This window comes from Streptomyces nigrescens (genome assembly GCF_027626975.1).
Classification (GTDB): domain Bacteria; phylum Actinomycetota; class Actinomycetes; order Streptomycetales; family Streptomycetaceae; genus Streptomyces; species Streptomyces nigrescens.
Genome location: NZ_CP114203.1, coordinates 8,186,494 through 8,202,426 on the forward strand (window position 1 = coordinate 8,186,494; position 15,933 = coordinate 8,202,426).

At 70.3% G+C, this 15,933-nt stretch carries 15 protein-coding genes; 7 read left to right on the top strand and 8 right to left on the bottom strand.

The features are described 5' to 3' along the window. Nucleotides 1–30 precede the first annotated feature (30 nt). The 3 genes from STRNI_RS35945 to STRNI_RS35955 form a co-directional block, all read right to left on the bottom strand. Complete coding sequence (locus STRNI_RS35945; protein WP_266441840.1) at nucleotides 31–789, bottom strand: SDR family NAD(P)-dependent oxidoreductase; 759 nt, start codon at nucleotides 787–789, stop codon at nucleotides 31–33. A gap of 361 nt (nucleotides 790–1,150) precedes the next feature. Continuing rightward, complete coding sequence (locus STRNI_RS35950; protein WP_018091610.1) at nucleotides 1,151–1,594, bottom strand: hypothetical protein; 444 nt, start codon at nucleotides 1,592–1,594, stop codon at nucleotides 1,151–1,153. A 181-nt stretch (nucleotides 1,595–1,775) separates the two neighbouring features. Next, complete coding sequence (locus tag STRNI_RS35955) at nucleotides 1,776–2,714, bottom strand: MBL fold metallo-hydrolase (RefSeq protein WP_277412722.1); 939 nt, start codon at nucleotides 2,712–2,714, stop codon at nucleotides 1,776–1,778. Nucleotides 2,715–2,934: 220 nt separating this feature from the next. Here STRNI_RS35955 and STRNI_RS35960 point away from each other — a divergent pair, with 220 nt between their 5' ends. The 5 genes from STRNI_RS35960 (at nucleotide 2,935) to STRNI_RS35980 (ending at nucleotide 8,097) form a co-directional block, all read left to right on the top strand. Continuing rightward, complete coding sequence (locus STRNI_RS35960; protein WP_018091612.1) at nucleotides 2,935–3,141, top strand: hypothetical protein; 207 nt, start codon at nucleotides 2,935–2,937, stop codon at nucleotides 3,139–3,141. Beyond that, entirely contained in the window at nucleotides 3,128–4,540 is a 1,413-nt protein-coding gene (locus STRNI_RS35965) for an amidase (protein WP_274733896.1), read from the top strand. The genes STRNI_RS35960 and STRNI_RS35965 overlap by 14 nt, the downstream gene beginning before the upstream one ends. 199 nt (nucleotides 4,541–4,739) lie before the next feature. After that, entirely contained in the window at nucleotides 4,740–5,303 is a 564-nt protein-coding gene (locus tag STRNI_RS35970) for a TetR/AcrR family transcriptional regulator (RefSeq protein WP_159492259.1), read from the top strand. Between the two features lie 270 nt (nucleotides 5,304–5,573). Beyond that, nucleotides 5,574–7,346 (top strand): sensor histidine kinase, encoded by a 1,773-nt coding sequence (locus STRNI_RS35975; protein WP_381681407.1) that lies wholly within the window; start codon nucleotides 5,574–5,576, stop codon nucleotides 7,344–7,346. A gap of 97 nt (nucleotides 7,347–7,443) precedes the next feature. After that, entirely contained in the window at nucleotides 7,444–8,097 is a 654-nt protein-coding gene (locus STRNI_RS35980) for a response regulator transcription factor (protein ID WP_018091616.1), read from the top strand. A 120-nt stretch (nucleotides 8,098–8,217) separates the two neighbouring features. On the opposite strand, the gene melC2 is transcribed toward STRNI_RS35980, so the two are convergent. Beyond that, nucleotides 8,218–9,036 carry a tyrosinase MelC2 gene (gene melC2 / locus STRNI_RS35985; protein WP_109887945.1) on the bottom strand — a complete coding sequence of 273 codons (819 nt, stop codon included), beginning with the start codon at nucleotides 9,034–9,036 and terminating at the stop codon, nucleotides 8,218–8,220. A 40-nt stretch (nucleotides 9,037–9,076) separates the two neighbouring features. Further along, nucleotides 9,077–9,538 (bottom strand): apotyrosinase chaperone MelC1, encoded by a 462-nt coding sequence (gene melC1 / locus STRNI_RS35990; protein ID WP_277412723.1) that lies wholly within the window; start codon nucleotides 9,536–9,538, stop codon nucleotides 9,077–9,079. Between the two features lie 950 nt (nucleotides 9,539–10,488). Between melC1 and STRNI_RS35995 the strand changes: the two genes are divergently transcribed. Together STRNI_RS35995 and STRNI_RS36000 are read left to right on the top strand one after the other, a co-directional pair. Further along, nucleotides 10,489–10,908 carry a hypothetical protein gene (locus STRNI_RS35995; RefSeq protein ID WP_159490824.1) on the top strand — a complete coding sequence of 140 codons (420 nt, stop codon included), beginning with the start codon at nucleotides 10,489–10,491 and terminating at the stop codon, nucleotides 10,906–10,908. Between the two features lie 341 nt (nucleotides 10,909–11,249). Beyond that, the gene (locus STRNI_RS36000) at nucleotides 11,250–12,875 is read left to right on the top strand and encodes a helix-turn-helix domain-containing protein (protein ID WP_277413368.1); all 1,626 of its coding nucleotides are present in this window, start codon (nucleotides 11,250–11,252) and stop codon (nucleotides 12,873–12,875) included. A gap of 66 nt (nucleotides 12,876–12,941) precedes the next feature. Here the strand turns inward: STRNI_RS36000 and STRNI_RS36005 are convergent, their stop codons facing one another. The 3 genes from STRNI_RS36005 to STRNI_RS36015 are packed head-to-tail and all read right to left on the bottom strand — an operon-like array spanning nucleotide 12,942 to nucleotide 15,891. Next, nucleotides 12,942–13,745 (bottom strand): ABC transporter ATP-binding protein, encoded by an 804-nt coding sequence (locus STRNI_RS36005; RefSeq protein ID WP_277412724.1) that lies wholly within the window; start codon nucleotides 13,743–13,745, stop codon nucleotides 12,942–12,944. Next, nucleotides 13,742–14,809 carry a FecCD family ABC transporter permease gene (locus STRNI_RS36010; RefSeq protein ID WP_277412725.1) on the bottom strand — a complete coding sequence of 356 codons (1,068 nt, stop codon included), beginning with the start codon at nucleotides 14,807–14,809 and terminating at the stop codon, nucleotides 13,742–13,744. Before STRNI_RS36010 ends, STRNI_RS36005 begins: the two co-directional genes overlap by 4 nt. Next, complete coding sequence (locus tag STRNI_RS36015) at nucleotides 14,806–15,891, bottom strand: FecCD family ABC transporter permease (protein WP_277412726.1); 1,086 nt, start codon at nucleotides 15,889–15,891, stop codon at nucleotides 14,806–14,808. Before STRNI_RS36015 ends, STRNI_RS36010 begins: the two co-directional genes overlap by 4 nt. Between the last annotated feature and the right edge of the window lie 42 nt (nucleotides 15,892–15,933).

Sequence of the window (15,933 nt, forward strand, 5' to 3'; positions counted from 1 at the left end):
CGTTCCCCGGTCGCGGACGGGCCGCGTGGGTCAGTGGGCGGTGAGACCGCCGTCGACCACCAGCTCGGTCCCGGTGACGAACGAGGACTCGTCGCCGGCGAGGAACAGCATGGCCGAGGCGACCTCATCGGGATGGCCGGCGCGGCGCATCGGGGTACGCACGATGTCCGGCTGCTGGTCGCCCTGCTCGTCCAGGAGCTCCTGGATCATCGGCGTGGCGATGACACCGGGGTGGACGGAGTTGACCCGCACTCCCTGACGGGCGTACTCGACGGCCGCGGTCTTGCTGAGCAGGCGCACCGCGCCCTTGGACGCCTGGTAGGCCGCGGCTGCTCCGCTTCCCACGAGCCCCAGGACGGACGAGGTATTGATCACCGAGGCGTTGCCGCTGCTGCGCAGCAGCGGCAACGCAGCCTTCATCCCGAGCCAGGTGCCCTTCTGGTTCACGTCGATGACGCGGTTCCACATGTCTTCCCGGGTGTCCTCGATACCCGGCCAGTCCAGGATGCCCGCGACGTTGACGAGAACGTCCAGAGTGCCGAATCGCTCGCGGACGGTGGTGATCACGCCATCCCATTGCTGGGCGGACGAAACATCCAGACAAGCGGAGACGACTTCCGTCCCGGTTTCCTCCAGCTCCTCCGTGAGCGCCGCAAGCGGCTCCGGCCGGACATCGGTAACGACCAGCCGCGCGCCCTCCCGGGCGAACAGCCTGGCCGTCGCGGCGCCGATTCCTCCCGTCGCCCCGGTGATCAACGCGACCTTGCCGTCCAGTCGTTGCCCAGTCATGGCGGTGTCGTCCCCTCTCTCGGCCGTGGTGCGCTGGGGCAGTACCGCCCGCGCTCGGCGTGTCGGACCAGACGGCAGCAAGCGTCAACGCCGTTCTCACCTGCCCGCGGCACGACGCCCTCCTCCCGCCCGCTGCCCGTCCCTTTCGCCACCCAGCCTGGACGCCCCGGAAACCGCTGACCAGGACGCGTGCTGCCTGGGTGCCACACACCGGGGCAGGGCACCGAGCACCTTTCCGCCGCTACGGGAGGGCCTGTTGGCGGGTCTGTCGGTGGGTCTGTCGGCGGGTCGCCGAACCGCCTCCGCTTGCGGTCAGCGCCTCCGATTCTGAAGGGTCATCGCGAGCATCGGAGCGCTTGCCCTACTTGGAGGCGAACGCGGAGCGCATCCGCTTGCCATTCACGATCACGACGACACCGGTCAGGAGGACTCCACACAGGCCCTGTTCCATCTTCAGCCACAGCGGAAATGTGCCGGGCAGCGCGATGATGACCGCGATGACCACCACCATGACGCCCGAGGCCAGCCGTAGTCGGAGGTAAGAGCGGCGGTCGCCGCGGACCGTCCGAGCGGCGAACGAGGCCATGAGCAGGGACGTGGCTACGACGACGGTCGCTCGGCCCCAGACGGCCTCGGTCACGATGCCGGGGTGATGGCGCAGCAGGACGACCGCGATGAGCGTGAGCACGCTGAGACCGGCGTAGCACCCGACGAGCAGTGTGGTGCTGCGGAAAGCCTGTCGGATGCGTGGATGGCTCAAAGGCTCGTCGGAGACCCCGGCGGGGTGTGTCCTGAGCGTGTTCATGATGCCCCTTCCTCGTCTTTGCCCCGCCGCTCTCGGCGGCCGCCACCAGGATCCGGCCCGCCTGCCGCCCGTTCATCGTGCCCCCGGACGAGTCGCACTCCTGCCGATCTCAGGGGCCTGCCGGGGCTGCCCCGTAATGGCTCCTCGCCGGTGCTTTCAGGGAGCGCCAGACCGCGTCATGTCAGTGGGGTGTGGAGGTGTGGTGCGCCGGGGCCGCGGGGCGAGGGGTGAGTCGGTAGGAGTCGCCGTGGGATTGCACCAGGCCGCCCGTGGGGGAGGGGAAGTGGGTGCCGAGCATCAGGGTGCCGGTGTCGGCCAGGGAGGCGAGGAGGCGGTGTCGGGTGGCGGCTGCTTGGTGGGGGTCGCTGTCCACGCAGCTGCCGATGCCGGGGTGGAGCAGCTGTACGGGGTGATGGATGCAGTCGCCGGTGATCAGGGCGGTGGCCGTGCGGCCGTGCAGCTCGACGGCGAGGTGGCCGGGGGTGTGTCCGGGGGTGGGGATCAGGCGGATGCTTGGGGCGATCTCGGTGCCCGCTTCCGGGATGTCGACGAGGTCGAGAAGGCCGGCGTCCTTGATGGGGTGGACGGAGTCCTGGAACATCTGCCGCCGGGCTTCGTCCATGTCTGCCGTCGCCCAGTAGTTCCACTCCGTTCGGGCCGTCAGGTAACGGGCGTTGGGGAAGGTGGGCTTCCATGTGTCGCCGTCGGCATACGTGTTCCACCCGACATGGTCGGTGTGGAGGTGTGTGAGGATCACGAGGTCGATGGTCTGCGGCGGGAAGCCGGCCGCTTCGAGACGCGTGAGGTAGTCGCTGTCGAGGTTGTTCCAGGCGGGGTTGGCGCGTGTTTTGCCGTTGCCGATACCGGTATCGACGAGGACGCGCAGGCCGTCGGCTGAGAACGCGAAGCTGTGGCTGCTCAGTCGCAGGGTGCCGGCCTCGTCGGCGAAGTCGGGCCGCAGCCAGGGTGCTTGGTCCACCACGTCAGGGGTGGCTGCCGGCAGCAGCCAGGGGCCGGTCTGCGGGGGCAGGGCCACCTCGTCGATGCGGTGGACGGTGAGGTCCCCCAGGTCCCAGGCCGGGGACGTGCTGCTGGATGAGGGTGTCGAGTGGCTGTGCATGCGGCGTTTCCGTTCCTTCGCTCGTACTTGACGCGGGAGTTGGCAGTGAGAGTTGACGGGCCCCCGCGGGAGCCCAGAGAGCCCCTCGCCGTAAACGCTATTTATTTGCTTTAGGTGACGCTAGCCCCTACCGTCGACTAAGGCAAATCTTTTGCTTTTGTCGTGGCGGTCGCCGGACCGCCGCTCCGCAACGCACCCTGCACGCACACGAAGGGCATCCATGAGCGCCGTCGAACTCACCCCCGCGGAGGCCGCCCGATGGGCGCTCCGCGCGGGGCTCCCGCTGGAGAGCGAGCGTCACGCCGAGGTGGCCGCCGCCGCGAACCACATCCACGCCGTGGTGAGCACCTTGCGTGAGCTGGACTTCGGGGAGACACCCCCCGCCACCCACATCGTCGAAGGGCAGGCCAACGATGCGTCCCTTTGAACTGACCCTCGGCGAGGCGGCCGACGCTGTGGCGAACGGGGAACTGTCGCCGGTGGAGCTGACCCGTTCCGTGCTCGAACGCATCGAGGCTGTCGAAGAACGGCTCGGGTCGTATGTCGCCGTGACGGGTGAAGCGGCGCGGAGGTCGGCCGCGCTGGCGGAGCGCGAGATCGCGGCCGGCCGGTACCGCGGCCCGCTGCACGGCATACCGTTCGGGCTGAAGGACCTCATCGATGTCGCCGGTCTTCCGACCACGGCCAGTTCCCGGGTGAGGGAAGGGCATGTCGCGCAGGCCGACAGCGCGGTGACCAGGAGCCTGTTCGACGCCGGCGCGGTGCTCCTGGGGAAGACGCATACGCACGAATTCGCTTACGGGCTGACGACACCCCAGACGCACAACGCCTGGGACCAGGGCCGCGTCGCGGGCGGGTCGAGCGGTGGTTCCGCGGTCGCCGTGGCCGCGGGAGCGGCCACCTTCGCCCTGGGTACGGACACCGGAGGTTCCATCCGCGTACCCGCGGCGCTGAACGGAGTCGTCGGGCTCAAGCCGACCTACGGCCTCATCCCCCGGGACGGTGTGACCTCGCTGTCCTGGTCCTTGGATCATGTCGGTCCGCTCACCCGTACGGTGCGGGACGCGGCGCTGGTGCTCTCCGCGCTGGCGGGGCACGACGCCGAGAATCCGGCCGGCCTCGGTGCGGCGCGGCCCGACCACCCCCTCCCTCGGGAAAGGGACTTGAAGGGGAGGGACTTGAAGGGCCTGCGGATCGGAGTGCCCGCCAACTACTACTTCGACCGGATCGGTCCCGAGGTCGAAACCGCCGTACGACGCGCCATCGCCCAGATGTCGGACCTCGGGGCCGACCTCGTCGAGGTCGAGATCCCGATGGTCCGCTACATCCAGGCGATCCAATGGGGCCTGATGGTCCCGGAGGCGACCGCCTACCACGAACGAGCTCTACGGTCGGTCCCTGAGCGGTATGGGCCGGACGTCCGGGTGCTGCTGGAGGCCGGCGAGCTCCTTTCGGCCGGTGACTATCTGCGGGCCCAGCGGGCCCGTACCCTCATGCGCCGGGAGTGGGGGCGCCTGTTCGAGCAGGTCGATGTGATCGCTGCGCCCACGGTGCCGATGACGGCCGCCGAGGCCGGTCAGGACACCGTGGAATGGCCGGACGGTACGACGGAGAGTGTCTCCGACGCATATGTCCGTCTGTGCGCGCCCGCGAACATCACCGGGGTCCCGGCGCTGACCCTGCCGGTCGGCCGCGATCACGCGGGCCTGCCCATCGGGATGCAGCTGATGGGGCCGCCTATGGGGGAAGCCCTTGTGCTGCGGGCCGGGCATGCCTACGAATCGGTCCGGAGCGAGCCGGGTGAGGTGGCAGTGGTGACGGCCTGAGGGGCGGACGCAGGGCGCGCTGGTGTGCAGCGGCCGGTCCGGCAGTAAGTGCGCCCGCGCCGCGCCCTCGGCGGAGGCTGGGCTCTCCGCGGGCGAGGCCTGCTACTGCTGAGAAGAGGCTTCAGGGAGGGGCTTCAGGGAGGCCCCCACCCCTGACGCAACGATTTTGCTTTAAGGTGGTGTCATGAGTCCCAAGGCCATGGCCCGCCCCGGCGGGCGCAGCGCCCGCGTCCAGGAGGCGGTGCACGCCGCGGTGCGGGAACTCGAAGCCGAACAGGGCCGCGCTTCACTGACCGTACCGGCGGTCGCGGCCCGCGCGGGTGTCACCCCGTCGACGGTCTACCGTCGCTGGGGCGATCTCCACGAGCTCCTGTCCGACGTGGCGGTCGAACGCCTGCGCCCCGAGGAGCCGCCCGCCGACCACGGAAGCCTCCACACGGATCTGGAGTCCTGGGCCAGGCAGTTCCTCGACGAGATGGCGTCACCGTCGGGACGCGCCTACATTCGCGACGCGCTCCTCGGCGACCCTGACGGCAGCAATGCCGGCCAGTGCTCGGCCTACGCCGCCGACCAGATCGAGGTCATCCTCGCCCGGGCGAGGGGGCGCGGCGAAACCGTTCCCGACGTGGACGTCGAAGCAGTCGTGGACCACGTCGTGGCCCCGATGATGTACCGCATCCTGTTCCGGCCGGGCCAACTGACCGTTTCGTACGCGGATCACCTCGTGCGCGCTGTCCTCACCTCACCCGTCTCGCCCGACTGACGGAGTGAGACGCCGTCGCCGTCGCCACTGCCGTACCGGCGGTGATCCGTGCCGACCCGGCTCAGCGAGCGGGCCTGACGTGCCGGCACATCACGAACCATCCCCAGCACAGGAACGTGCGACTTTGGTTGCGGCACATCGAGACGAAAGGTGGTGTCGCCGGCAGGAGGGGTTGCTTAACGTGGCTGCGTGACAGGTGTGGAAGGTATGGAGCGGGTGAGGCGCGCTCGCCAGGCGCCGGCGGCGAGGCTGCGTGGGGCGATCCGGCGGATGGCCGATCCGGGCAGGGCTCTCTTCGATCCCGGGATGTGGCCGCACGGGCGCATCGTGGGCGAACTGCTGCTGAGCGTGGTGCTGGGGACGCTGGCGGCGGGGATCGAGTCCCTGCGCAACGGGGGCGCGGTACAGATCGTGGCCGTCGCTCTGGCTGCCGGACTGCTGTTGCAGCTGCGCCGGGTGCTGCCCGGGACCGTACTTCTGGTGACCGTCGTGAGTTCGGCCGCGTTCGCCGGTCTCGCCCCGCTGACCCCACTCGTCGGCTGGTCGGCCGGGCGCCGGATCACCGGGGTCGGCAGGGCGACCGGCACCTTCGCCCTTGCGTATGCCCTCAGCTTCGGCCTGGAACTCCAGCAGGAGTTGCCCCGCATCTCGCCGGCGATTCTGTTCGTCGGCGTCCTGGTGACGCTGGTCGCGACCGTCGTGCCCGGCCTCGCCGGCCGCTACTGGTCGCAGCGCCGCACCCTGCTGGACACCCTGCGGGAGTACAACGCCCAACTGCTGCGCGAGCGCGCGATGATCGCCGGACAGGCCCGGATGCGCGAGCGCCAGCGCATCGCGCAGGACATGCACGACAGCCTCGGCCATCAGCTCGCGCTCATCTCGGTGCACACCGGAGCGCTGGAGGTGGACCGCGAGCTGACCGGGCGGCAGCGGGAGGCCGTAGGGGTGCTGCGGGAAGCGTCGGTGGGCGCGATGCACGAGTTGCGCGAGGTGGTGGGGCTGCTGCGGGACGGCACCCACGGCCCCGGGGACGGGGCCACTCCCTCGGCGGCCACCGGGGGTGCCCCGACTCCTGCCCTCGAGGCCATGGGGGAGGAGGACGCCAAGGCGTCTGCGCGAGGGGTGGCAGGCATCGAGCGCCTGGCGGAGGTGTCCCGGAGCGCGGGTACTGCCGTGGAGCTGCGGCGCTCGGGCGAGGTGCGCCCGCTCGCCCCTACCGCCGATCACGCGGCGTACCGAATAGCTCAGGAGGGCCTGACCAACGCCCACAAGCACGCTCCGGGCGCCTCGATCACCATCGAACTGCGCTATGAACCGGACTCGTTGGTCGTGGAGGTCGCGAACGGTCCCGCGCCCGGGACCGCGGACGACGGCCGGAGCGTGGTGAGCGGCGGCCAGGGCCTGACGGGGCTCGGGGAGCGGGCCCGGCTCGTCGGAGGCATGGTGCATGTGGGCCCGACGGCCGACGGCGGCTTCCGGCTGGCGGGGGTGCTGCCGTACACCTCGTCGGAAGCCGGTGCCACGCGCCCCTCGCCCGGCAGGGCGACGGCGACGTTCGTTGATCCAACAGGCGACTTTCGGCAGCAGATTTCGGCGGGTTCGCCCGGCGAAGGTGATCCGGTCATCGACTGGAACGGTCTGCCGAAGGAGCTGACCAAGGCAATGAGCACGGACAAGAGAAGCAGCGGCATAGCCATCGGTTGCGGGGTGGCGGCACTGATCGCCCTGCTGGTGGTGATCGGCGTCGTCGTCGGTGGGGTCTTCCTCATGAAGGAAATGGACACGGTAATGATCGAGCCGAAGGAGTACGCGGCGGTGAAGGTGGGCCAGTCCGAGGCCGAGGTGCGCAAGCGGTTGCCCGACGGCTCCTCGTTCCTGGCCGAAGGTCTGGACAAGGGCGCACCGCCCGTGCCCGAGGGGGCGAAGTGCCTCAGCCTCAACTCCTCGGAATTCGGCAGCAGTTGGGAGAAGGATCCCGTCTTCCGGTTCTGCTTCAAGGACGGCAAGTTGATCGAGAAGAAGTCCTTCGAGGTCAAGGCGTAAGGGCGGAACGCTCGCCGTGATGTCCCGGCGGGCGGCCTGATCGGGGATGATGGCGAACGGCCGCAGCTATGACCGTTCAAGAGGGCGCAGGAGACTCGTGATCAAGGTTCTCGTCACGGATGACGAGCCGCTCATTCGGGCGGGCATCAGGATGATTCTCACCTCGGCCGATGACATCGACGTCGTCGCGGAGGCGGCGAACGGCCGCGAAGCGGTCGAACTGGCCCGGGCCCAGCGCGTGGATGTCGTGCTGCTCGACATCCAGATGCCGGTCATGGACGGGCTGACGGCCCTGGCCGAACTCCGCCGCGCCGTCCCCGATGCGCGGGTGCTGATCCTCACCACCTTCGGGGAGCAGCAGAACGTGCTGCGAGCGCTGGCGGAGGGCAGCGCGGGTTTTCTGCTCAAGGACTCGGCGCCCGCGGAGCTGATGCGTGCGGTACGGGCCGCCGCGGCCGGAGATGCGTATCTGTCGCCGGGCGCCACCCGCCATGTCGTGGACTCGCTGGCGTCCGGCCGGAGCGTGCTCCGTTCCGATCAGGCCCGCCGTCGGCTGGAGACCTTGAGCGACCGTGAGCTGGAGGTTCTGGCACTGCTGGGCGAGGGCCTCTCCAACGCGGACGCCGGCCAGCGGATCCATATGAGCGAGGCCACGGTCAAAACGTATGTGAGCCGGATCCTGGCCAAGCTGGGTTGCGAAAACCGAGTACAGGCCGCACTCCTGGCACGCGACGCCGGCCTGGGCACCTGAGCCCAGCGGCGATACCGCCCGCCGCAGGGCCGGGGAGCAATCGGCAGGATGACTGCTCCCCGGCTCTGGACGGCGCCGCCATCATGCCCTCAGGTGACCGAGGCAGATGTCAGGGACCTGTCATGCATACGTATAGAACTTGGTGTGGTCCAGCAAGTCCGCCGGGGTGACGTCGTTCCATGGCTTCATCGTGTCGTGGAGGTCGACGACATCGGGTGTGTTGCCGGTCGGCAGATACCCCGACTTGGGATGCAGCCGCTGCCAGTCGGCCCAGAGCTTGTCGATGAAGCAGTGGTGCAGCCAGAAGACCGGGTCGTTGGGTGAGGAGCCGGTGGTCATCTGCCCGCCGACCCAGACGTGCACCCGATTGTGCAGATTCGGACCGCGCCAGCCCTCGATGTTGTTGCGGAAGCCGTCGGAGGAGCTGTTCCAGGGCGCGGTGTCGTAGACCGGCATGGCGAGCACCCGGTCGACCTCGGCTCGGGTCGGCAGTTCGCGGACCCCGGTGCCGAGCGAGCGGCGCAGGAACGTCCGGCCGTCCACCCGTATGTTCATCGGCCACTTGCCGTTGCCGAAGGCGAACGCCCCCGAGGTCACCCGGCCGTCGCCGCTCCGCCCGTCACCGCCGAGGAAGTCCTCGGCCCACAGGGAGCTGCGGGAGGTGCGGTCGACGGTCCAGTCCCAGTACGGGAGCATGACCGACGGCGTGATGCTCTGCAGGGCCTGCTCGAACTGCAGCAGGAACCTGCGGTGCCAGGGAAGGAATGACGGTGACCGGTGGCCGGTCCGCTCTCCGTTGTCGGTGTCACCGATGATGAAGGCGTTGTGGGTGCTGATGAACTCGTCGTAGCGGCCGCTGCGCTTGAGCTCCAGCACCGCATCGATGAAGTTCCGCTTCTCGGTGGCGGTGAGGTCCGCCTGGTTCTTCCGGTCTGCCATGTCGAGGACTCCTCGGTGGGGGGAAGGGCAGGGGCAGGTCTCAGCCGGTGACGACGGGGACCAGGTCGGCGCCCTGGAGTTCGCGAACGCCGGCGCGCGCCAGGGCGCGTGGCGTGGTGAACGTCTCGTAGTGGTTCACCAGGCTTATCCAGGTGCCGTCCGCGTTCCGCATCACATGGAGGTCGTCGTTGTCGATGCGGACGACGAAGTCCATCCCCTCGTGGGGCCCGGCGGCCCGGCCGGCGTGGTGACCCTCGTGGCCTCCGTTCTGCGAGCCTCCGTCGTCAGCCGGCCAGCCCTCGATGTGCCGGCCCTGGTACATCTCGTCGAAGGGCTCCGGCATCTGGTGACCACCGGAGGGGCCGTGCCCGGCTGAATTTCCATGGCCGTCCGCGGGGCGGGCGGCAGCGGTGTCGGCGTAGGCGGCCGGTCCGGTGAGTACCGCTCCGGTCAGGGCGGCGGCGCTGCCGTGCAGCACCTGGCGTCGGGTGGGACGCGACATGTTCCACTCCTCTGTTCGTCTCGGCTCGTCCTCCGGGTCGGGACCGCAGAAGATTCGGTTCGTCGAGCCGGCGCGCCGACCATCGGCCCGCGCCGCCACATGCTGACAGGGACGACCGGATCATCAAGTTGCACCGGCGAGTGGGACAAGGAACGAGACAACACCTGGGCGGAGGTGCAGGATTCAACGGCGCGGATCGTGCTCATGTCCCGCCGCGGCGCACCGCGGAACCGGATATTCCGCGATGTCGGCCGTCCTCCACCGCAGATCCTTTTCTTGCGGCATCGAAACCATGAGACCCCGCACGGCCGGAACTCGGCGCGAATACAGGGGGCTTCGGACGGCGGGGGTTTGAGGCCCCGGCGTTGCTACACAACGTGTCAGCGAACCAGCACTTGGAGTCTCGGATGTTGAGCCCGGCCGCCCCGGAACGATCACCACGGCGCCCATGGGTCGGAAGCCCGTGAAGTGCCGCCGTGAAGGGGCAAGCGGCAAGGGCCCCCACCTCATCACGAGACAGGGGCCCTTGCGTGTGGAGCGCCCGGCAGGCCTTGCACCTGCATTTCCCGCCGGCTGGCGGGCGTCTTTCCTTGGACCACAGACGCGTGACTCCGTGTGCTGCGCCGAAGTTACACCATGATCATACATGCTCTGCGGGGCTCGGTGTCCCCGCGCCCGCCGCGCAACGAGGCAGCGCTGCAACGTCATGGAGCGTTCGCCGGTGCAGCCGTCCCCGTCATGGCAGAGTCATGCCCATGCAGACCTTGAGGCTTGGGCGGCGCAGACGCGTCGCAGTCGCCGCTCTCCTCCTCGGTGCCGTCATATCTCTGACCGCCTGCGGTGAGCAGCGCGGCACCAGCACGGCGGTCGGTGCCCCGAGCGCATCCCCGAGCACATCCCCGAGTTCCCGCCCCAGTTCACCCGGCGCTTCCCCCTACGTGGAGCCCGGAGTGGTCGACGGCGCCCCGCACAACGGCGACAACAACGCCTACCGCCGCTCCGGCGAGATGTCCCCGGCCGGCGCGAAGGAGGCGCAGAAGGAAGCCGACCGCATCGAGCCCGTGCTCAAGCGGCTCTGGAGACAGAAGAAGTGGGACCCCAAGAGCGTGCGCGCGGCACTGCTCCAACTCGGGTACGAGGAGGAACGGACCGGTCCGAAGGGCGAGCGCCACGGCGGGAACCTCACCGTACGGGCGATGGACCCGCGCCACGAGGCCGACCACTACGTCACCCCCGAGGGCGCCCAGGTCGGCCTACGCGTCCGCAAGGACGCCTGCGTCACGGCATTCGTCCAGAAGACCAACTACGAGGTCAAGACCAACGGCCCATTCATGGAAACCGGCTGCTTCGAACCGCCCTCCGGCCACTGAGGGTTGGTGCGGGGCGCGAAGAGGGCGGCGAATGGGGCGCCATGGGCGGGAGACGCGGATCCTGGGCCTGCTGACCCGCTGTATGCCGGGAGTGGAGCCGTGAGGCCCGCCGCGGACGAGCACCGCCGAGGACAAGTGTCCGCCTCCAAGTCCCCAGGTCCCCAAGCCCCCCACCCTCCAAGTCCCCAAGTCCCCAAGTCCCCAAGTTCGCACGGCGTCTTCTGTTTCGTGGTGCTGCTCACAGCCTGAGTGCAGCCTGCGTGGCGTGCGTTCGGTTGCGGGCGGATCCGGGACAATGAGGGACAGAAGAACGCCGAAATGGGCGCTGACCTGGGGGAATGATGACTCCCCGGAACGCTGTCCCGGAGCGGCGGAACGAACAGGGGAGCAGGGTGGGGACAGAGACAGAGGGGTTTGCGGGGCTGCTGCGTCTGTTGAAGGAGCGCTCCGGTCGCAGCTACGGCGTCCTCGCAGGGCAGTTGCATATGAGCGTGTCCACGTTGCACCGGTACTGCAACGGCGATGCCGTGCCGATGGACTTCGCGCCCGCCGACCGCCTCGCCAGGCGGTGCGGGGCGACAGCGGACGAACTGGTGGAGCTGCACCGGCGCTGGATCCTCGCCGATGAGGCACGAAGACGGAGTCGTGCGACGTCCGCCGCCACCAAGAACTCGCCTGCCCCGGCCGCCTCGTCGACGGATGAGCCGGCCACCTCGTCGACTCATGAGGCAGATGCGTCGGCGGATGCGGCCGGGGCTTCTGCTGCTCCTGCGGCAGACACGTCCGTAGGTATGGCCGGGGCTTCCGTGGCTGCGGCGGACACCTCAGCCGATACGGCCGTACCTGCCGCCCCTGCGGCGGACACCTCAGCCGCCGACCCGCACCGCGCCCCCGACTCGTCACCCGCACCGCACCCGCCGCACTCACCACCCGCCCCGCACCCGCAGGCCGCACCGGACTCACCCGCCACACCCGCCTCAGCCGACGAATCGCCCACCGACGACGAGCAGGAAGTGGTCGCGGGGCCGATGGCGGTCAGGCGCGGTCCGGGGCGGCGTGCCCTCCTTCGTATTGTCCTGGCGGTCAGTGCGGTGGCAGCCGTTGCCGTACCGGCGGCCTTAGCCGTCGAAGAGCGCACGACGGTCGGTTCCCCGAGGAAGAGTGCGCAGGGCGAAGGCCGGACGCCGGCTGCCGGCGGTGCTTCCACGCGGCGGCCGGAGAGTCCTTCACCGGGTCGCAGCTCAGAGGACCGGCATCCGGCCCCTGACAAGAAGGCGCGGCCCAGCACGCCCGGCTCGGCACGGTCCGACGGCTCCCGCGCGAGCAGGGCCCCGGATGACGACCGGGGCGGTTCGGCTCCGCAGGTCGGCATCAGCTCGTACAACTGGGATGAGCCCTGTGGCGTCAACTATCTCCTCCAGCAGACCCCGGACCATGTCCCGCCACCGCCGCGCGCACCGCAGGACACCCGTGACTGGGCCCGGGCGCTGGGCGGTGTCGGCGGCGGCCACATGCTGCTGCAGCTCACCGCAACGGGCAATACGGACGACGCCGTGGTGCTGACCTCCCTGAACGTCCGGGTGGTGGGCAAGCGTGCCGCGCTGTCCTGGCCTGTCTACGCGTTGGGTGACGGCTGTGGCAGTGGTGTCACCCCGCAGACCTTCGACATCGACCTGGACGACTCCCAGCCGCTGGCGAAGCCCGTGGCCGGACAGGACGGCGACGTCGTGGTGCCCGCGAAGAACTTCCCCTTCAAGGTCTCCACCAGGGATCCGCAGGTCCTGAACCTCAACGTGCACACCGAGGGGCATGACGTCAGCTGGTACCTGGAAGTCGGCTGGAGCAGCGGCGGCCAGCAGGGCACGGTGCGTGTGAACGACGGGGGAAAGCCGTTCCGTACGAGTGCGATCGATGGCCGTGAGAAGTATGCCTACTGGCCGGAAAAGAAACGCTGGAATCTGCAATGAGCCGGGAGCCCGCCCGCCCCGGCCATGAGGGTGCGGGCGGGCTCCGGCCTGGTTGCTGACGAAAAGTCAGTTCCCGGTGCGGGTGCGGGGAACGACGACCGGTGAGGCGTCGCCGGGGGCCCGCAGGATGTCGGCGTCCAGTGCGTAGAGGTCCTTGACCAGGGCCTCGTCGACCGTGTCGCGGGGCTCGCCGTGGGCGATGATACGGCCGGCCTTCATCGCGATGAGGGTGTCGGCGTAGCGGGCGGCGGCGGCCAGGTCGTGCTGCACCATGACGACGGTGCGGCCGGCGGCGGCGACCTCGCGGACGAGTTCGAGGACATCGACGACATGGCCGAGGTCGAGGGCGCTGGTGGGTTCGTCGAGCAGCACCACGGGGGTCTGCTGGGCGAGCACCATCGCGAGCCAGCAGCGCTGGCGCTGGCCGCCGGAGAGCCGGTCGAGGCGTTCGGCCGCGAGCCCGGTGGTGCCGGTGGCCTCCAGCGCCTCGCGTACGGCGTGCTCGTCCTCGCGCGACCACTGTCGCAGCAGGCCCTGGTGGGGGTGGCGGCCGTAGCGGACGAGCCCGGCGACCGTGACGGCTTCGGGGGCGCGCGGGGACTGGGGCAGCAGGGCGATACGGCGGGCGGCCTGGCGCCGGCTGAGCCGCCATATGTCGGCGCCGTCGGCGTGGACCTCGCCGGACTCCGGGCGGTGGAGCCGGGCGATGGTCCGCAGCAGAGTGGATTTGCCACAGCCGTTGGGTCCGACGATCGCGGCGACCTGCCCGGCGGGTAGGGCGAACTCGGCTCCCTCGACTACGGTGCGGCCGGAGTAGCCGGCCCGCAGCGCACGCACGGCGAGCCCGGGAGTTGCGGTCATGCTGGTCATGCCTTTCCGGTGGTCCGGTCCGAGCGGAGCAGGACCCAGAGGAGGAAGGGTCCGCCGAGGACGCTGGTGACGACGCCGACGGGGAGTTCGACGGGAGCGGCGACGCGGCCCAGCGCGTCGGCCGCGGCGATGAGGGCGGCGCCGGTCAGCGCGGAGCCGAGGACCGGGACGCGGGTGGGGCCGCTGAGCCGCTGGGCGAGGATCGGGGCGGCGAGGGCGACGAAGGCGATGGGCCCGCCGACGCCGACCGCGATTCCGGCGAGGGCGACGGCGAGGGCGAGGGCGACGGCCCGCACCCGACGCAGGTCGACGCCGAGGCAGGCGGCCATGTCGTCGTCGAAGCGCAGCAGTTGCAGCCGCTGCCCGGCCATGAGGGCGAGCGGGACCAGGAACAGTAGGGCGGTCAGCAGCGGTGTCCCCACGCTCCCGTCACGGCCGTTGAGGCTGCCCACGGCCCACAGGAACACCCCGCCCGCGGTGTTGTCGTTCTCCCGCGACATGATCAGGTCGCTCACCGCCCCGATGAACGTGGAGACGCCGATGCCGACCACCAGGAGGCGGTAGCCGCGGCTGCCCGCACCACCCGCGCAGAGCACCACCAGGACGGCGGCGGCGACGGCGCCGAGCGGGCCGAGCCACCAGCCGCCGACCATCCCGGTCGCCGACCCGGCGGCCGAGGCCACGACGGCCGCGGTGGCGCCCTCGTTGACCCCGATGAGGTCGGGTGTGGCGAGCCGGTTGCCGGCGAGGGTCTGGGTGAGGCAGCCGGCGATGCCCAGGGCGGCGCCGACCATGATGCCGACGCCCACGCGGGGCAGCCGGAATTCCCGCACGATCATGACGGTCCCGGGATCGCCGGTGCCCAGCAGCCCGGAGAGGGTCTGCGACAGCGGCATTCCGGTCGAACTCGCCATGATCGCAAGGGTGATGAGAAGGAGGATCAGAGGAACGAGGAACGCGGCGACGAGCGCGCTGCGGCGCGGGAAGAGCCAGGACAGGGTGCCGGCGCGCAGCACCGTGCTGTCCGGCGGGGTGAGGGCGGGGTGGGTGCCGGAGGCCGTCATGCCGCGGCTCCTGCCGTGGACAGGCGGGACGAGCGGGCGATCCAGACGAGCAACGGTCCGCCCACGAAGGCGAGCAGCACGCTGACCGGTGTTTCCCAGGGCCGGATGACGATCCGGGCGAGGATGTCGGCGAGGATCATGACATCGGCCGCGATCAGCGCGGACAGCACGAGCTGGGCCGCCATCCGGGCCCCGGCCAGGGCGCGGGCGGCGTAGGGGGCGAGCAGTCCGAGGAAGGCGATGGGACCGGCCACCGCGACCGCGCAGCCCGCCAGCAGCGAGACGGCCGCGGCGACGAGGAGGCGGACTCGGCCGGGACGGTGGCCGAGCGAGCGGGCGCTGTCGTCGCCGAGGCCGAGGGCCGACAGGGGGCGGGCGCAGCCGAGCGCGATGAGCAGGCCGACGGCCACCACCGGCAGCAGGGGCAGGAGATCGGACGTCTCGACTCCGGCGAGGGAGCCGATCGTCCAGTAGCGGTAGGTGTCGTAGGTCGATTGGGTGCCGAGCAGCACATACGACGTCATGCCGTGGAAGGTGGCGCCGAGCGCCGATCCGGCGAGGACGAGCCGCAGCGGCGAGCCGGCGGTACGTCCTGACGCGGCGAACAGCAGGACGACCGCGCTCGCGGCCATACCGCCCACCAGGGCCCACAACAGCAGCGCGGACGAGGACGTCGCGCCGAAGAAGGTCAGTCCGAGGACGACGGCGAAGGCCGCACCCGAGTTGACGCCGAGCAGTCCGGTTTCGGCGAGCGGGTTGCGGGTCGCGGCCTGCAGCAGACAGCCGGCCGTGCCGAGGCAGACGCCGACGAGCACGGCGGCGAGCGTACGCGGCAGCCGCACCTCCAGTACCGCGAGCCGCAGTTGGGCGTCGGCGCGCGCGGAGGGATCGCCGCGCAGATAGTCCCAGGCGCGGGCGGCGGAGCTGGATCCGGTGCCGATGAGGAGCGAGAGCAGGACGAACCCCAGCAGAACGGCGACGAGCCCGGCGGCCGCCCAGACGGCGGTGCGGGACCGGAACGGCGACCGCGAGCGCGGACGGACACGTTCCGCTTCCAGCCGGTCTCCCTTGGTGATTGACATATGGTTAGCCTAACCTAAGCTACGCGCTGCGGGCTTGGTGTT